Here is a 14249-nt window from a genome sequence, read left to right as displayed (position 1 = left end):
GTTGCTTCTCCCGATTGTTTGGGTATGCCGCCGGCCTGTTATGTGTGTAATTGCGCCGGCAGCTTTAAATGTTCGTTACAGTACTTCTACGGCCAGTGCTACGGCTTCACCGCCACCGATACACAGTGAGGCCACGCCTTTGCTTAAACCGCGGTTACGCAGCGCATGAATAAGGGTAACCAGAATACGCGCACCAGAAGCACCAATAGGATGGCCCAGCGCACAGGCGCCGCCGTTTACGTTTACTTTGCTCTCATCCAGGCCCAGCTCGTTAATCGCCAGCATGGTTACCATGGCAAAAGCTTCGTTAATTTCCCACAGATCTACCTGCTGTTTATCCCAGCCGGCTTTTTGCAGCACTTTTTGCATAGCGCCAACTGGTGCTACAGTAAACAGTGCCGGCTCCATCGAGTTAGTGGCATGGGCCACCACGCGCGCCAGTGGCTTAGCGCCCTGTGCTTTGGCGTCAGATTCGCGCATTAAGACCAGCGCAGCAGCGCCGTCAGAAATCGAGCTGGAGTTAGCCGCTGTAATAGTACCGTCTTTGGCAAATGCCGGGCGCAGAGAAGGAATTTTGTCAATTTTGGCATTGCCCGGTTGCTCATCTACCGCAAAGGTCATTTCACCTTTACGGGTTTGAAAAGTGACCGGGGTAATTTCGTTTTTAAAGGCACCGCTGGCAATAGCTTGTTGGGCACGGGTGGTAGATTGCACCGCGAAGGCATCCATCTGCTCGCGGCTAATGCCTTTCTCATCTGCTGTGCCCTGAGCAAAACAGCCCATGGCTTTACCATCGTAGGCATTTTCCAGGCCGTCTAACATCATATGATCTTTAATTTCGCCGTGGCCCATACGGTAACCGCCGCGCGCTTTAGGCAGCAGGTAAGGTGCGTTGCTCATCGACTCCATACCACCGGCTACCACCACATCGGCGCTACCGGCCTTTAACAGATCGCTGGCCAGCATTACCGCCTTTAAACCTGAACCACATACTTTATTAATAGTGGTAGCCCCAGCGCTTAAAGGTAAGCCGGCTTTTAATGTCGCCTGCCGTGCCGGTGCCTGGCCTAAACCGGCCGGCAGCACATTACCCATAATCACTTCACTAACCTTGTCGCCGCTGATACCGGCCTGATCTAATGCAGCTTTAATCGCAGTGGCGCCCAGCACAGTAGCATCAACGTCGTTTAAGCCGCCCATAAAACCGCCCATAGCGGTGCGTGTAGCAGCAACGATTACAATATTGTCGGTAGCCATAAAGATCTCCAAAAAAGCTGTCGGCTAAAAAGTTGTTCCAGAGCCTACACCAAATTTACGTTTACGCCAACGTCAACTACCTAACACTATGGTAGTGTGCGGCGCTTTTGGTTCAGCAAAGTGTACAGTCTGACCAGTACAAACTGGCATTTTAGCTTTACAAACACGGTAAAAATGGCCATTTTGCCAACTTAGCACCAAGCTGCCAGCTTTACCTTTACGTAAACTTCACTTATATTGACTGCGTTTTCGGGGAAGGCGGATATGACAGAAAAAGAAGAAAAAACATATAGCATCAGCGAACTGGCCAAAGAGTTTGATATTACTACCCGTAGTATCCGCTTTTATGAAGATCAGGGGCTGATCCTGCCTTTACGTAACGGCCAAACCCGTATTTACAGCAAGCGCGACCGGGTACGGTTGAAGCTGATTTTACGCGGCAAACGCCTCGGTTTTAGCCTGGCCGAAACCGGCCAGCTGTTTGAACTGTACGACGCAGATAAAAGCAGCGTCACCCAATTAAATACCATGCTGAAGCTGATAGAGCTGAAAAAAGCCGAGCTGCATCAGCAATTGGACGATATCAAAGTTGTGCTGATGGAACTGGTCACCGTTGAAAAACGTTGCCGCGATACCTTAGCCGACGCCAAACAACATAAAACCGCTTAAGCGGTCAGAAGACATAGCAAACGGGGATCAACATGATTAGTAGTTATAAAGGGCTTAATTTCGATTTAGGCGAAACGGTAGATATGATTCGTGAGCAGGTTAACGCCTTCGCCCGCGAAGAAATCGCGCCGCGCGCTGCCCATATTGACGAGAAAAACGAGTTCCCGAATGAGTTATGGCGTAAATTCGGCGACTTGGGCCTGCTGGGTATTACCGTAGATGAAAAATACGGCGGCTCAGGCTTAGGCTATTTAGAGCATGTGGTAGCACTGGAAGAAATCAGCCGCGCGTCAGCCTCTGTTGGCTTATCGTACGGTGCGCATTCAAACCTGTGTGTAAACCAGATTTTCCGCAACGGCACTGAAGCGCAGAAGATGAAATATCTGCCTAAACTGTGCTCTGGCGAGCATATTGGTGCCCTGGCGATGAGTGAGCCGAACGCCGGTTCAGACGTGGTCAGCATGAAGCTGCGCGCTGAGAAGCAAGGCGATAAGTACATTTTAAACGGCAATAAAATGTGGATCACCAATGGCCCGGATGCACACACTTATGTAATTTACGCCAAAACCGACATTAACGCCGGCTCTAAGGGCATTACTGCTTTTATTGTAGAGCGTGGCACTAAAGGTTTTAGCACCGCGCAGAAGTTGGACAAGCTGGGTATGCGCGGCTCTAACACTTGTGAGCTGGTGTTTGAAGATTGCGAAGTACCGGCAGAAAACGTACTGGGCCAGGTTGGCGGTGGCGTTAAAGTATTAATGAGTGGCCTGGATTACGAGCGTGTAGTACTGGCCGCCGGTCCGCTCGGCATTATGCAGGCTTGTATGGACGTGGTAGTGCCGTATATTCATGACCGTAAGCAGTTTGGCCAGGCGATTGGTGAATTCCAGCTGGTACAGGGCAAACTGGCTGATATGTACACCCAAATGAATGCAGCGAAATCTTACGTTTACACTGTAGCCAAGGCCTGTGACCGTGGTGAAACCACACGTAAAGATGCGGCAGCGGTTATTCTGTACTCGGCAGAGCTGGCTACTAAGATGGCGCTGGATGCGATTCAGTTGCTTGGTGGTAATGGCTACATTAACGAGTACCCTACCGGGCGCTTACTGCGCGACGCCAAGCTGTACGAAATTGGCGCCGGTACCTCGGAAATCCGCCGTATGCTGATTGGCCGGGAATTGTTTACCGAATCAAACTAGCATAAACAGCACTTCAGACCGGACTACGGTGTAAGCCTGCGCTTCCACCGTAACAACACGCAGACCCGCGAATTTCTCCCAAATTCGCTCTTGATCGTCTGCTTAGTTGTTCCGGTTCCGCGCCGGTCGGATACTCCGGCGAGTGTTTGAAATACGGACGAGGCGAAGCGCGGAGCAGATTTAACTTAGCGAGCGGGCGAGCGTGTTAAATGTGCGGAAGCAGCGAAGCCGTTGGCTCTCACTTGTGGCACAAAAGGTAACTTAAGTGACCAGAATTACCTCCAAAATCAATCCTCGCTCTGAGGACTTCCAGAAAAACGCCACCGCCATGCAGGCCGTGGTCGATGATCTGAACAGTAAAGTACAGCAAATTAAACTCGGTGGCGGCGAAGCCTTAATTGCCCGCCATACCGCCCGTGGTAAACTTTTTGTGCGTGACCGTATTCAAAAATTACTCGACCCGGGCTCACCGTTTTTAGAAGTTGGCCAGTTCGCCGGTTGGGAATGCTACGACGATTACGTACCCAGCGCAGGTGTCGTTGCCGGTATCGGCCGCGTTAGCGGTGTTGAGTGCATGATAGTCGCCAACGATGCCACGGTAAAAGGCGGCACTTACTACCCGCTTACTGTGAAAAAACACCTGCGCGCCCAGGAAATTGCCGAGCGCTGCCACCTGCCATGTATTTATCTGGTCGACTCCGGCGGTGCCAACCTGCCCCGCCAGGATGATGTATTCCCCGACAAACTGCACTTTGGCCGTATCTTCTTTAACCAGGCCAATATGTCTGCCAAAGGCATTCCGCAAATTGCCGTGGTAATGGGCCTCTGTACAGCCGGTGGCGCCTATGTACCGGCAATGGCCGATGAAAGCATTATTGTTAAAGAACAAGGCACTATCTTTTTAGCCGGCCCGCCGCTGGTTAAAGCCGCTACCGGCGAAGAAGTATCCGCTGAAGAACTGGGCGGTGCCGATGTGCACTGTAAAATCTCTGGTGTGGCCGATCACTATGCGCTAAACGATGAACATGCACTGCAACTTGCTCGTAATGCGGTGTCGCGATTAAACCGCCCTGCCCCGCAAGCGATGGATGTAAAAGCGCCGCAAGAGCCGTTGTATGACGCCAAAGAGCTGTACGGCATAGTGGGCACTGACTTGCGCAAGCCATTTGATGTCAAAGAAGTGATAGCCCGCATTGTCGACGGCTCAGACTTTGATGAATTTAAACAATACTACGGCGCTACCCTGGTGTGCGGCTTTGCGCGCATCTTCGGCTATCCGGTAGGCATTGTAGCCAATAACGGAATACTTTTTTCGGAGTCCGCACAAAAAGGCGCGCACTTTATTGAGCTGTGTGCTCAGCGCAAAATCCCGTTGCTGTTTTTGCAAAACATTACCGGCTTTATGGTCGGTAAAAAATACGAAGCCGAAGGCATTGCCAAGCACGGCGCTAAGATGGTGATGGCAGTAAGCTGTGCCAAGGTGCCGAAATTTACCGTGCTGATTGGCGGCAGCTACGGTGCCGGCAACTACGGCATGTGTGGCCGCGCCTATGACCCTACCATGATGTGGATGTGGCCCAATGCGCGTATTTCGGTAATGGGTGGCGAACAAGCCGCCGGTGTTATGGCACAAGTAACCAAAGATGGTTTAGCGCGTAAAGGCGAAACCCTGTCGGCAGAAGCAGAGAAAGCACTGAAGCAACCGATTATTGAGCAGTATGAAAAACAGGGCCATCCGTATTATGCCAGCGGCCGTTTGTGGGATGACGGTATTATCGACCCAGCACAAACGCGGATGACAGTAGGCCTGGCGCTGGCCGCTGCGCTGAATGCACCGATTGAAGAGAGCCGTTTTGGCGTGTTCCGGATGTAACAGGGGAAGAATATGAACCAGGTTTACACAGAAGTCAGTATCGACCCGCGCGGCGTAGCCACCCTAAAGCTAAACCGCCCCGAGGTGCACAACGCCTTTGACGATGCGATGATAGCCGAGCTTATCGCCGTGCTGAAAGACTTAGCCAATAACGACAGCGTGCGGGTGTTAGTACTGACCGCCAACGGCAAAAACTTCTCTGCCGGTGCCGACTTAAACTGGATGCGCTCAATGGCGCAAAAAGACTATCAGCAAAACTTGAATGACGCTGCCGAGCTTGCCACCCTAATGCACCGGCTGGATAAATTCCCCAAGCCCACCATCGCATTGGTAAAAGGCGCTGCTTTTGGCGGCGCCCTGGGCTTAGTCGCCTGCTGTGATATCGCCATCGCCGAAGAGAACGCCAGCTTCTGTTTAAGCGAAGTGCGCATTGGTTTAATACCGGCGGTGATCAGCCCTTATGTGATGCGCGCCATTGGCGAGCGCGAAAGCCGGCGTTATTTTTTAACCGCCGAGCGTTTTATGGCACCAACAGCGAAAAAGCTCGGCCTGCTGCATGAAGTGGTTAGCGAAGGTGAGCTAAGCGACAGCCTGGAAAGCTTCGTTAATACTCTGCTGCAAAACAGCCCGGCAGCACTCACCGCAGCGAAATCGCTGATCCATAATATTTATAACCGTAAGATCAGCAACAATGTGATTGCTCATACCGAGCAAGCGATTGCTGAAATACGGGTATCGCCGGAAGGTCAGGAAGGCTTAACAGCATTCTTAGAAAAACGTAAACCGGCCTGGCTTGGCAAGGAAGACGCATAATGTTTCGTAAAATATTAATCGCCAACCGCGGCGAAATTGCCTGTCGCGTTATCGACACCGCGCATAAGCTCGGCATCCGCTGCGTGGCGGTGTATTCCGAAGCAGACGCCAATGCCCGCCATGTGCGCATGGCCGACGAAGCTTATTTGCTGGGCCCGGCCCCGAGCAAAGACTCTTACTTACGTGCAGATAAAATTATCGCCATCGCCAAACAAAGCGGCGCCCAGGCTATTCACCCTGGTTACGGCTTTTTATCGGAAAATGAAGAGTTTGCCCAAGCCTGCGAGGAAGCCGGCGTGGTGTTTATCGGCCCACCGGTGGGTGCTATTACCGCCATGGGCTCGAAAAGCGCCGCCAAAGATATTATGGCCAAAGCCGGTGTGCCTCTGGTGCCGGGCTATCATGGTGACGATCAAAGCGATGCGCTGTTAAGTAAAGAATCAGAGCGTATCGGCTACCCGCAACTGCTAAAAGCGGCCTACGGTGGCGGCGGTAAAGGCATGCGTGTGGTATGGGAAAAAGCAGAGTTTGTTGATGCCTTAGCCAGCGCGCGGCGTGAAGCCAAAGCCGGTTTTGGCAACGATAAAATGCTGATTGAGCGCTATTTAACCAAGCCACGCCATATTGAAATTCAGGTATTTGCCGACAACCATGGCAATGCCGTGTATTTGGCCGAGCGCGACTGCTCGATACAGCGCCGCCACCAAAAAGTGATTGAAGAAGCGCCGGCGCCGAACTTTAGCAGCGAACAGCGCAAAGCCATGGGCGAGGCGGCAGTGAAAGCTGCTAAAGCCATCGATTATCGCGGTGCCGGTACGGTGGAGTTTTTATTCGACGAAGACGGCTCTTTCTACTTTATGGAAATGAACACCCGGCTGCAGGTAGAGCACCCGGTTACCGAGATGATCACCGGCCAGGATCTGGTCAAATGGCAGCTATTGGTCGCCGCTGGCGAGACACTGCCACTGGCGCAGGATGATATTCAACTCGATGGCCACGCCATTGAAGTGCGGGTGTATGCCGAAGATCCGGATAACGATTTTCTGCCACAAACCGGCAAGCTGACGTATTTACGCCAGCCTGAAGCTAACCGCCATGTGCGGGTGGATACCGGCGTGGTAGAAAACGATGAAGTGTCGCCGTTCTATGATCCGATGATTGCCAAGCTGATTGTTTGGGATGAAAGCCGCGACCGCGCTATCGCCCGCATGTTACGTGCGTTGGACGATTACCGCATTGCCGGTGTTACCACTAACTTAAGCTTTTTAACCAGCTTAACCGAGCATCCGGCGTTTAAAGCGGCCGAGCTTGATACCAACTTTATCAACAAGCATCAGCAAAGCTTATTTGCACCAGCCAATAAAGAAAATAATCAGGCACTGGTATTAGCTGCGCTGTTTATTTTGCAGCAGCAAAAAGCGCCGCAAAGCTCGTGTAACAGCTTCAGCCCCTGGCAATTCAGCCATGGCTGGCGTATTAACGAAACGCCAACAGTAGAAATTGCCCTGCAACACGGCGAGCACAAAACGCTGTTAAAAGTACAGCAACTGCAGCAGCATTATCTGGTTGATGTTGAAGGTCAGCAGCTTTGCTGCAGCGCTGAGCTGAACGGCGATGAACTTAGCGCGGTATTAGGCGATCATCGCACCAAGGTGCGGGTAAGCAGGTATGCTGACACCATTAGTGTGTTTATTAAGCATCAACGTTATGATTTTAGCTACCAGACCGAAGTAACCACTGAAGTGGAAGGCGCCGATCATGCCGGCAGCTTAACCGCACCAATGAATGGCACTATAGTGGCGGTTATGGCCAAAGCCGGCAGCAGTGTTAACGCCGGTGACACCCTGGTGATTATGGAAGCGATGAAAATGGAATACAGCATTAAAGCGCCGAAAAACGGTGTGGTAAATGAAGTGTTCTATGCCGCCGGTGACCTGGTAAAAGACGGCGCTGAGCTGGTTGACTTTACGCCGGAGGAAGCATGAGTTTTCCCAAACAAGTGCGCATTGTTGAAGTAGGCCCGCGCGATGGCCTGCAAAACGAAGCCGCGGTAGCCACCAATGACAAAATCGCGCTGATTGATATGCTTAGCGCCGCTGGCCACAACTACATAGAAAGCGGTGCCTTTGTCTCACCGAAGTGGGTGCCGCAAATGGCGGATTCTTCAGAGGTGTTTGCCGGTATCCAGCGTAAAAGCGGGGTTACCTACGCGGCGCTTACGCCAAATTTAAAAGGCTATGAAGCCGCCAAAGCCGCCGGTGCCACTGAAGTGGCGATTTTTGGTGCGGCATCTGAAGCCTTTAGCCAGAAGAACATTAACTGCAGCATCGCCGAAAGCATGGAACGTTTTGCCCCTGTAGTAGAAGTCGCCAAAGCTGATGGCATTAAAGTACGCGGCTATGTGTCTTGTGTGGTCGGATGCCCGTATCAGGGTGATGTTGCCCCTACCGAAGTAGCATTGGTAGCCAAAGCTTTGCTGGAGATGGGCTGCTATGAGATATCGCTGGGCGATACCATCGGCTTTGGCACGCCGGATAAAGTTAATGCGATGCTGGATGCGGTGCTCGCTATGGTGCCGGTAGATAAACTGGCCGTGCATTTTCATGACACCTACGGCCAGGCGTTAACCAATATTTACGTGGCGCTAAACCGCGGCATCAGTGTTATTGACAGCGCGGTGGCCGGCCTTGGCGGTTGCCCTTATGCTGCCGGGGCGTCAGGCAATGTTGCCACTGAAGATGTGGTGTATTTACTGAACGGCCTTGGCATTTCACACGGCATCGATTTAACTGCACTGGCCAAAGCCGGCTGGTTTATTACCGACAAGCTGGGGAAGCAGCCTAGTTCTAAAGTAGGATTGGCGCTAAGGGCCAAGTGCAGTCAGACTGGTAATTAGTTAACAGCAACAACTAAGGTTCTTCGAACACGGTAATCACTCCGTACAACTTTGCCGGAACACGCCGTAAATACGTCCCTGTAGGCTCCTGTTTTTCATCCATGAAAAACACGGTTCCGGTCAAAGTGTACTGCGCGCTTACCTCGGCACAGATGCCAGCGGATGCGGATGTGATTTTTTCGGCGACCGTTGGAGGCCATGGATGGCCGGAATCGAGCCCCATGGATGGTTTATGGCGTGTCGCAGAAAAAACTTCACGCAGCAGCCGCGTAATCGAAGAGCAGTTCGCAACAGATAGTTCAGCAAAGAACAGAGGACAACAAATGGCAGGGTTTAATAAAGTCGTACATAGCTACGAAGACGCCATGGCAGGCCTGCAGGACGGCATGACCGTTATTGCCGGTGGCTTTGGCTTATGCGGTATTCCGGAAGGCTTAATTGCCCAAATCAAAAAAATGCAGACCAAAGACTTAACTGTGGTGTCAAACAACTGCGGTGTTGACGGCTTTGGCCTGGGCATTTTGCTGGAAGATCGGCAAATTAAAAAAATGGTTGCCTCTTACGTGGGCGAAAACGCCCTGTTTGAAAAACAACTGCTGAGCGGCGAGCTGGAAGTAGAACTCACACCACAAGGCACGCTAGCCGAGAAAATGCGTGCCGGCGGAGCTGGCATACCGGCGTTTTTCACTGCCACCGGCTACGGCACTCCGGTAGCTGAGGGCAAAGAAACCCGCGAGATTAACGGCCGTCATTATGTACTGGAACCTGCAATTACCGGTGATTTTTCCATAGTGCGCGCCTGGAAGGCCGACCGCTACGGCAACCTGGTGTTTCGCCACACCTCAATGAACTTCAACCCGATGGCGGCCACCGCCGGTAAAATTACCGTGGCTGAAGTAGAAGAAATTGTCGAGCCTGGCGAGCTGGAGCCGTCACAAATTCACACCCCGGGTATTTACGTGCAGCGCGTTATCAAAGGCAGCTTTGAAAAACGCATTGAACGTCGTATGGTCCGTCAAGGTTAAGGAGGCAACAATGGCTTTATCTCGTGAACAGGTTGCCATGCGCGTGGCGCAAGAGCTGCAAGACGGTTACTACGTCAACTTAGGTATCGGTATTCCGACCTTGGTGGCTAACTATGTGCCGGCAGGCATTGAAGTAATGCTGCAATCAGAAAACGGCCTGCTGGGTATGGGTCCCTACCCGACAGAAGACGAAATCGACGCCGATATGATTAACGCCGGCAAAGAAACCGTCACCGCCATTAAAGGCGCGGCGATTTTCAGCTCAGCTGAAAGCTTTGCCATGATCCGCGGTGGCCATGTCGATCTAACCGTGCTGGGCGCATTTGAAGTGGATCAAAACGGCAATATCGCCAGTTGGATGATCCCAGGCAAACTGGTTAAAGGCATGGGCGGCGCGATGGACTTAGTCGCCGGTGCACAAAATATTGTCGTTACCATGACCCACGCCGACAAATACGGCAACAGCAAGCTGCTAACCGACTGCACCCTGCCACTTACCGGCGTAGGCTGCGTAAAGAAAATCGTGACCGACTTAGCCGTGCTCGAAGTACGCAACGGCGCTTTCCACCTATTGGAGCGCGCACCGGGTATTTCAGTTGAAGAAATTCAGCAAAAAACCGCTGGTAAGCTGGTTGTTGAAGGCGATATACCGGAGATGGTGTTTAGCTAAGTTGCCGCTTTAACCTCTGAATAGCGCTCAGATTGTGATGATCTTGGCGCTATTTTTTTGACCAAATTAAAATCTGGTTATAGGCTTAGAACTGATAAAAGATCGATGCAAACACTATGACTAAACAAGTAAAAAACGAAACTAGCAAAGCAGAGTTGCGTAACTACAAGGCTGTGCAATTCGCTGCGAGCAACTTATTTGATGGCGACATGGCTGCCACTCATAAATGGCTGAACGAACCTGCATACAGCCTTGGCGATAAAGCTCCTGTGGATATGCTTAATAGTGAAACTGAAACGCAACAAGTATTAGACTTAATCGGCCGCTTGGAGCATGGTGTATTCAGTTAGAGAGTAAGTTTATCCAACCTTTAGCGCCATGCCCCTCTTTGCGCTTAACGCTTTAACCGCGCCAGCAAGCTGGAGGTATCCCAGCGGCTGCCGCCCATTTGCTGCACTTCGCTGTAGAATTGATCCACCAGGGCCGTAAGCGGCAAATGGCTGCCATTTTCACGTGCTTCTGTCAGCGCTATGCCTAAGTCTTTGCGCATCCAATCCACCGCAAAGCCAAAATCGTATTTACCTTCGAGCATAGTTAGCGAGCGGTTTTGCATCTGCCAGGATGAAGCTGCACCTTGTGATATCACTTCTACCACCGCTGCAGCGTCTAAACCCGCGTTCTGAGCAAAATTCAGCGCTTCTGCCAGGCCCTGCACCACCCCGGCGATACAAATCTGGTTTACCATCTTTGCCAGTTGGCCACTACCTGCCGGACCAAGTAATTTAGCGCAGCGTGAATAACTCATAATAGCCGCTTCGGCTTTAGCAAAGTCTGTCGCCTCACCACCGGTCATTACCGTTAACACCCCGTTCTCAGCACCGGCCTGGCCACCCGATACCGGCGCATCCAAAAAGCCGATGCCCTGTTGCTTTGCTGCTTGTGCCAGCTCGCGGGCTAAATTAGCTGATGCGGTAGTGTGGTCTATCAATACTGCGCCAGCTGCCATACCGGCCAGCACGCCCTGTTCGCCATACACTACTGAGCGCACATCGTTATCATTGCCAACACAGATAAACACCAGCGTCGCACCTTGTGCGGCTTTAGCCGGAGTTTCGGCATAAGTACCACCATACTGCGCTGCCCACTTTTCTGCTTTAGCCGCTGTGCGGTTATACACGGTTACCTGATAACCTTTTTGTTGCAGGTAACCCGCCATCGGGTAACCCATTACACCCAGGCCGATAAAGGCCACTTTGTTCTCACTATTATTTGACATATTACTGACTTAAAACTGTGACATACTGTGGCGCTGAGCTTACAAAGATATTGCTCTGATTGAAAGCATTTAAAGAAGGAAAGGTTATGGCAAATGTTCATCAGCACAAGGTAAAAGACGCACAGGGCAATGAGGTAGATTTAAGCCAATACCGGGGCAAAGTGCTGCTGATAGTGAATACCGCCAGCCAGTGCGGCTTTACACCACAATATAAAGAGCTGGAACAGCTGTACCAAAAGTATCATGACAAAGGTTTAGTGATCCTGGCCTTTCCCTGTAATCAGTTTGGTGGTCAGGAGCCGGGCTCAGATACTGAAATCCAGCAATTTTGCCAAATTAATTACGGCCTTAGCTTCCCTGTTATGTCCAAACTGATGGTAAACGGGCCGGAAGCGTCGCCGTTGTTTGAACACTTAAAAGACAGCGCCCGTGGTTTGATGAAAACCCGCGCTATTAAGTGGAATTTTACTAAGTTTTTAGTCAACAAAGATGGTGATGTGGTCAAGCGTTATGCACCGCGTACCAAGCCCGCCAGTATTGCCCAATCAATAGAAGAATTGCTGTAACTTTGATCCAGCGCTAAATACTTTAGCGCTGGTTAAGCTAAGCTGTACGGCAACAGATGGGAGAGATGCCATGAAAGTTGCCGTATTCAGTGCGAAAAAGTATGACCGCGATGGTTTCAGCCAATGGGCTGATGCCAGTATGCAATTTAGCTACCACGAAACCAGACTAAATAAAGACAGCGTTAAACTCGCTGCCGGTTGCCATGCTGTGTGCGTATTTGTTAATGACGAGCTCAATGCTGAGGTATTACAACAACTGTCAGAGCTGGGTATTGAAATGGTAGCGCTGCGCTGCGCCGGTTTTAATAATGTCGATTTAGCTGCAGCCAAAGCGCTGGGGATCCGCATTGCACGGGTACCGGCTTATTCACCAGAGGCCGTGGCCGAACATACCATAGGTATGATGCTGTGCCTTAACCGTAAACTGCACAAAGCCTATAACCGTGTGCGCGATGATAACTTTGCGCTGGACGGCCTGCTGGGCTTTAACCTGTTTGGCAAAACCGTTGGCTTAATCGGCACCGGCCGTATTGGCCAGGCTACTGCCAGAATACTGCATGGCTTTGGTTGTCAGCTGTTGTGTCATGATATCGCCCCAAGTAGCGTGCTCACTGAACTGGGCGCTCGCTACGTGCCACTGGCAGAGCTTTACGCGCAAAGCGACATTATCAGCCTGCATTGTCCGCTAACACCCGACACTAAGCACCTGATCAATCACTACAGCATTGGCAGCATGAAAGATGGCGTAATGCTGATTAACACCAGCCGCGGCGCGTTAATCGACAGTAAAGCGGTCATTGCCGGCCTAAAACAGCGCAAAATTGGTTATTTAGGCCTGGATGTGTACGAGCAGGAGGCGGATTTGTTTTTTGAAAACTTGTCAGAACAGGTAATAGATGACGAGGTATTTAAACGCCTCCTTACCTTCCCCAATGTATTGATCACCGGCCACCAGGCGTTTTTTACCCGGGAGGCGCTGCAGGAGATTTGTCAGGTAACCAGCGACAACCTGCTGGTTTTTGCCAGCAATACCACCAGCGGCAATGAATTAGTGAATTAAAAAAAGCAGCCATCAGGCTGCTTTTCAGTGAAAGGCCAGCCGCTTACTGCGTTAGTCTTCCTGCATTTCGTTAATCAGTGTTTCTGCCAACTCTTCCGGCATTACCACTACGCCAGGGCCATCAGCATCAGGTAATACGGCTATGGCTAACTCGTCGCCGTTTAAGCCTGAAGTCCACTTATCCAACCAGGTATCAACATCCACTGCCTGAGCAGTACAATGTTGCCATTCGCCTTCAATCCATTGCTCTGCCAGCTCGGCATGTGGCCATACCGGAATACAACGCTCATCTTCAGCGCTTACCAGTACAAAGCCTTCTTCGTCGGTTAATATCCAGATTTTTTCCAGATCAGCCACTGCCTGAATAAAATAAGTGTAACGCTGCTCCGCATCTAAAGCGGTAATGCGTTTGATCTCGTCAGCGGTTAATTGGTATTCCATAAGATGTTCCTGTTAAGCAAATCAATAATACCGCTAATGATGACGGATCACGCGGCCTTTTACCAATAATAATTACACCAGCCAGGCATTACCAAACCAAATCAGCAGCGCATAACGGCCGGCCTTGCCAAGCGACACCAACAGCAAAAACAGGCCAAACCGCACCTTCAGCACCCCGGCGATCAGCGTAAGCGGATCGCCCACCAGCGGCAGCCAGGCAAAGAGCAAACTCCAACTGCCAAAACGCTGAAATTGCCGCTGCGCTTTGTCAAGCACCGCCGCTGAACAGGGAAACCAGCGCTTATGCTGAAACTGCAACAGTTTCAGCCCCAGGTACCAGTTAACACATGACCCCAGCGTATTACCGGCAGTGGCCGCAATAAACAACCACAACGGGTTGTAGCCTTGCTGCAGCAAGGCCAGCAGCAACACTTCACTGGACGCCGGAAACAACGTAGCGGCCAACAGGCCGCTACAAAACAGAGTGAAATACGCTAACAT

General features: G+C 51.4%; 15 protein-coding genes. 11 read left to right on the top strand and 4 right to left on the bottom strand.

The window, feature by feature from the left end; all coding sequences use genetic code 11:
* Window positions 1–75: 75 nt before the first annotated feature.
* Window positions 76–1257, bottom strand: coding sequence for an acetyl-CoA C-acyltransferase (locus tag Q8O77_RS12980; RefSeq protein WP_305553743.1), 1182 nt, complete (start codon window positions 1255–1257; stop codon window positions 76–78).
* Window positions 1258–1521: 264 nt separating this feature from the next.
* On the opposite strand from Q8O77_RS12980, the gene Q8O77_RS12975 reads away from it, so the two are divergent.
* The 9 genes from Q8O77_RS12975 (at window position 1522) to Q8O77_RS12935 (ending at window position 10755) form a co-directional block, all read left to right on the top strand.
* Complete coding sequence (locus tag Q8O77_RS12975) at window positions 1522–1926, top strand: MerR family DNA-binding transcriptional regulator (protein ID WP_305553742.1); 405 nt, start codon at window positions 1522–1524, stop codon at window positions 1924–1926.
* Window positions 1927–1958: 32 nt separating this feature from the next.
* On the top strand, window positions 1959–3128 hold the full coding sequence (locus Q8O77_RS12970) for an isovaleryl-CoA dehydrogenase (RefSeq protein ID WP_305553741.1): 1170 nt from the start codon (window positions 1959–1961) through the stop codon (window positions 3126–3128).
* A 265-nt stretch (window positions 3129–3393) separates the two neighbouring features.
* Entirely contained in the window at window positions 3394–5001 is a 1608-nt protein-coding gene (locus tag Q8O77_RS12965; protein ID WP_305553740.1) for a carboxyl transferase domain-containing protein, read from the top strand.
* A gap of 12 nt (window positions 5002–5013) precedes the next feature.
* Window positions 5014–5814, top strand: a complete 801-nt coding sequence (locus Q8O77_RS12960) for an enoyl-CoA hydratase/isomerase family protein (protein WP_305553739.1) — start codon at window positions 5014–5016, stop codon at window positions 5812–5814.
* Window positions 5814–7799 (top strand): acetyl/propionyl/methylcrotonyl-CoA carboxylase subunit alpha, encoded by a 1986-nt coding sequence (locus Q8O77_RS12955; RefSeq protein ID WP_305553738.1) that lies wholly within the window; start codon window positions 5814–5816, stop codon window positions 7797–7799. The genes Q8O77_RS12960 and Q8O77_RS12955 overlap by 1 nt, the downstream gene beginning before the upstream one ends.
* A complete protein-coding gene (locus tag Q8O77_RS12950) occupies window positions 7796–8710 on the top strand; it encodes a hydroxymethylglutaryl-CoA lyase (protein WP_305553737.1) in 915 nt (304 codons plus the stop codon). Before Q8O77_RS12955 ends, Q8O77_RS12950 begins: the two co-directional genes overlap by 4 nt.
* A 323-nt stretch (window positions 8711–9033) precedes the next feature.
* Window positions 9034–9735, top strand: coding sequence for a CoA transferase subunit A (locus Q8O77_RS12945; protein ID WP_371133494.1), 702 nt, complete (start codon window positions 9034–9036; stop codon window positions 9733–9735).
* Window positions 9736–9745: 10 nt separating this feature from the next.
* Window positions 9746–10405, top strand: coding sequence for a CoA transferase subunit B (locus tag Q8O77_RS12940; RefSeq protein WP_305553735.1), 660 nt, complete (start codon window positions 9746–9748; stop codon window positions 10403–10405).
* 116 nt (window positions 10406–10521) lie between these two features.
* Entirely contained in the window at window positions 10522–10755 is a 234-nt protein-coding gene (locus Q8O77_RS12935; protein ID WP_305553734.1) for an antitoxin Xre/MbcA/ParS toxin-binding domain-containing protein, read from the top strand.
* Window positions 10756–10799: 44 nt separating this feature from the next.
* Here Q8O77_RS12935 and Q8O77_RS12930 read toward each other — a convergent pair whose 3' ends face one another.
* Window positions 10800–11681 (bottom strand): NAD(P)-dependent oxidoreductase, encoded by an 882-nt coding sequence (locus Q8O77_RS12930; RefSeq protein WP_305553733.1) that lies wholly within the window; start codon window positions 11679–11681, stop codon window positions 10800–10802.
* Window positions 11682–11767: 86 nt separating this feature from the next.
* Here Q8O77_RS12930 and Q8O77_RS12925 point away from each other — a divergent pair, with 86 nt between their 5' ends.
* Both Q8O77_RS12925 and Q8O77_RS12920 read left to right on the top strand, forming a co-directional pair.
* Window positions 11768–12247 carry a glutathione peroxidase gene (locus tag Q8O77_RS12925; protein ID WP_305553732.1) on the top strand — a complete coding sequence of 160 codons (480 nt, stop codon included), beginning with the start codon at window positions 11768–11770 and terminating at the stop codon, window positions 12245–12247.
* 70 nt (window positions 12248–12317) lie between these two features.
* A complete protein-coding gene (locus Q8O77_RS12920; protein WP_305553731.1) occupies window positions 12318–13307 on the top strand; it encodes a 2-hydroxyacid dehydrogenase in 990 nt (329 codons plus the stop codon).
* A 51-nt stretch (window positions 13308–13358) separates the two neighbouring features.
* Here the strand turns inward: Q8O77_RS12920 and Q8O77_RS12915 are convergent, their stop codons facing one another.
* Both Q8O77_RS12915 and Q8O77_RS12910 read right to left on the bottom strand, forming a co-directional pair.
* The gene (locus Q8O77_RS12915) at window positions 13359–13748 is read right to left on the bottom strand and encodes a DUF2750 domain-containing protein (protein WP_305553729.1); all 390 of its coding nucleotides are present in this window, start codon (window positions 13746–13748) and stop codon (window positions 13359–13361) included.
* Between the two features lie 72 nt (window positions 13749–13820).
* Window positions 13821–14249 carry a YqaA family protein gene (locus Q8O77_RS12910; protein ID WP_305553726.1) on the bottom strand — a complete coding sequence of 143 codons (429 nt, stop codon included), beginning with the start codon at window positions 14247–14249 and terminating at the stop codon, window positions 13821–13823.

It is taken from the genome of Rheinheimera sp., assembly GCF_030690345.1.
GTDB lineage: Bacteria > Pseudomonadota > Gammaproteobacteria > Enterobacterales > Alteromonadaceae > Alishewanella.
The sequence above is the reverse complement of the archived record's forward strand: the minus strand, read 5'-3'. Positions and strand labels throughout refer to the sequence as shown.

Bases quoted from the DNA above. Each gene is read 5' to 3' on its own strand.
- Q8O77_RS12915 (WP_305553729.1), bottom strand. From the start codon at position 13,748: ATGGAATACCAATTAACCGCTGACGAGATCAAACGCATTACCGCTTTA.
- Q8O77_RS12950 (WP_305553737.1), top strand. From the start codon at position 7,796: ATGAGTTTTCCCAAACAAGTGCGCATTGTTGAAGTAGGCCCGCGCGAT.
- Q8O77_RS12975 (WP_305553742.1), top strand. From the start codon at position 1,522: ATGACAGAAAAAGAAGAAAAAACATATAGCATCAGCGAACTGGCCAAA.
- Q8O77_RS12940 (WP_305553735.1), top strand. From the start codon at position 9,746: ATGGCTTTATCTCGTGAACAGGTTGCCATGCGCGTGGCGCAAGAGCTG.
- Q8O77_RS12970 (WP_305553741.1), top strand. From the start codon at position 1,959: ATGATTAGTAGTTATAAAGGGCTTAATTTCGATTTAGGCGAAACGGTA.
- Q8O77_RS12910 (WP_305553726.1), bottom strand. From the start codon at position 14,249: ATGTTAGCGTATTTCACTCTGTTTTGTAGCGGCCTGTTGGCCGCTACG.
- Q8O77_RS12955 (WP_305553738.1), top strand. From the start codon at position 5,814: ATGTTTCGTAAAATATTAATCGCCAACCGCGGCGAAATTGCCTGTCGC.
- Q8O77_RS12920 (WP_305553731.1), top strand. From the start codon at position 12,318: ATGAAAGTTGCCGTATTCAGTGCGAAAAAGTATGACCGCGATGGTTTC.
- Q8O77_RS12945 (WP_371133494.1), top strand. From the start codon at position 9,034: ATGGCAGGGTTTAATAAAGTCGTACATAGCTACGAAGACGCCATGGCA.
- Q8O77_RS12980 (WP_305553743.1), bottom strand. From the start codon at position 1,257: ATGGCTACCGACAATATTGTAATCGTTGCTGCTACACGCACCGCTATG.
- Q8O77_RS12925 (WP_305553732.1), top strand. From the start codon at position 11,768: ATGGCAAATGTTCATCAGCACAAGGTAAAAGACGCACAGGGCAATGAG.
- Q8O77_RS12960 (WP_305553739.1), top strand. From the start codon at position 5,014: ATGAACCAGGTTTACACAGAAGTCAGTATCGACCCGCGCGGCGTAGCC.
- Q8O77_RS12930 (WP_305553733.1), bottom strand. From the start codon at position 11,681: ATGTCAAATAATAGTGAGAACAAAGTGGCCTTTATCGGCCTGGGTGTA.
- Q8O77_RS12935 (WP_305553734.1), top strand. From the start codon at position 10,522: ATGACTAAACAAGTAAAAAACGAAACTAGCAAAGCAGAGTTGCGTAAC.